This window comes from Psychrobacter nivimaris, assembly GCF_043419765.1.
GTDB lineage: Bacteria > Pseudomonadota > Gammaproteobacteria > Pseudomonadales > Moraxellaceae > Psychrobacter.
Genome location: NZ_JBHOFX010000010.1, coordinates 1 through 1,642, shown reverse-complemented (window position 1 = coordinate 1,642; position 1,642 = coordinate 1). Strand labels below are relative to the sequence as shown.

The 1,642-nt window shown below is 47.9% G+C and carries 2 protein-coding genes; both read left to right on the top strand.

Going from position 1 to position 1,642, the window contains the following annotated elements; all coding sequences use genetic code 11:
• A partial coding sequence (locus ACHEVO_RS13410; RefSeq protein ID WP_394125237.1) for a TRAP transporter small permease occupies nucleotides 1-456 on the top strand: 456 nt, incomplete at its 5' end.
• Nucleotides 453-1,642: TRAP transporter large permease (locus ACHEVO_RS13405; RefSeq protein ID WP_394125236.1), on the top strand; the 1,190-nt coding region annotated here is incomplete at its 3' end. The genes ACHEVO_RS13410 and ACHEVO_RS13405, both read left to right, overlap by 4 nt.

Here is a 1,642-nt window from a genome sequence, read left to right as displayed (position 1 = left end):
ATCATCGTCCTAACCACCATGCTCGACGTCGTCGCACGCTACATATTCAAACTCACCGGCGGTGAGTTTGGCTTTACCGTCAAAGGCAGTGTAGAGATCGTCTCCTACTTTATGCTATTTGCATTACTTGCTGCCTTTGCCGCGTTTGTCGAACGCTCACAAATCATCGTCGACGTCTTCACCCAGAAAATGCCACAGTCTATCAAAGGCTACCTTATGGGTATCTTTATGATGGGCTTCTTTGTCATCGGCATCGTCTTCTCATGGGGACTCTACGAGAGCGCCATTGACGCCTTAGAGTATGGCAAAGTCACCCAAGATCTTCGAATATCTATGATGCCTATCTATATGGTTAGTGCATTCTTAAGCATTCTACTGGCCATTCGCTCATTGATCGAATCCATCAACATCTTTAAGACAGGCGAATTCTTTGACGCCGAGGAGACAGGCGCATGAGTCCAGAAATTATCGGTGCGATTGGCTTAGTTGTCATGATCCTGCTTGTCGTCCTACGCGTACCCGTCGCACTTGCCATGTTAGGGGTGGGCTTAGTCGGTTTTGGTGCGGTCACCGCGCCTAGTGGTGCGCTGCAAATGCTCAAAGACATTCCAGTCGATGTCTTAGCAAAGTATGACTTTAGTGCCATTCCCTTATTTATTCTAATGGGCGTGTTTGCCACTCACTCCGGTATGGCAGGTAAACTCTTTGAAGCCACCCGAACCATATTTGGCGGAGTACGGGGGAGTCTTGGTATTGCTGGTATTGGTTCATCCGGTATCTTTGCCTCTATCTCAGGCTCATCGCTCGCCACTGCCTCTACCATGACCAAAGTGGCCTTACCGCAAATGGAGAAGTACGGCTATCAGCCAGGCTTTGCCTGCGGTATCTTAGCCGCTGGCGGTACGCTTGGTATTATGATTCCGCCCAGTATTGCTTTACTGGTCTATGCCATCTTAACCCAGCAGTCAGTAGGTGACATGTTCATCGCTGGTTTCTTACCGGGTATGCTCGGTATGGTGATGTACTCACTTACCGTTATGGTAATGGTACGCTGGAAACCGCACTTAGCAAAACGTGGTGAGAAAACCACGTGGAAAGCCAAGCTACTGTCATTAACTGGTCTGATACCATTTAGCTTTATCTTTATTGTGATTATTGCCGGTATCTTCTTTGGGTTATTCACCCCAACAGAAGGCGCCGCAGTAGGGGCATTTGTCTCTTGGGCTTATGCCTTTGCTAAAGGCATGCGCTTAGATGGTCTTAAGCAGTCATTGATTGAGACACTAGCACTCTCTGCAGTGGTGTTCTTTATGCTACTGGGTGCAGAGGCATTGGGGTATTTTATCTCAGTCTCACGCTTGTCTTATACCTTAGCATCTTGGATCGGTGGGTTGGCGGTCAGTCCAATGATTGTCTTGATCTGTATTCTGTTCATGTACTTCCTATTAGGGCTGTTCATGGATGCCTTAGCGATGCTGGTAATCACAATACCTGTGGTATATCCAATCATTCTAGCGTTAGGGTTTGATCCGGTCTGGTTTGGCATCATTGCGGTATTGACGGTGGAGCTTGGTTTGATTACGCCGCCGATGGGGATGAATATCTTTGTGATTAAGGCGATGGCACCGCACATTAAGCTGAG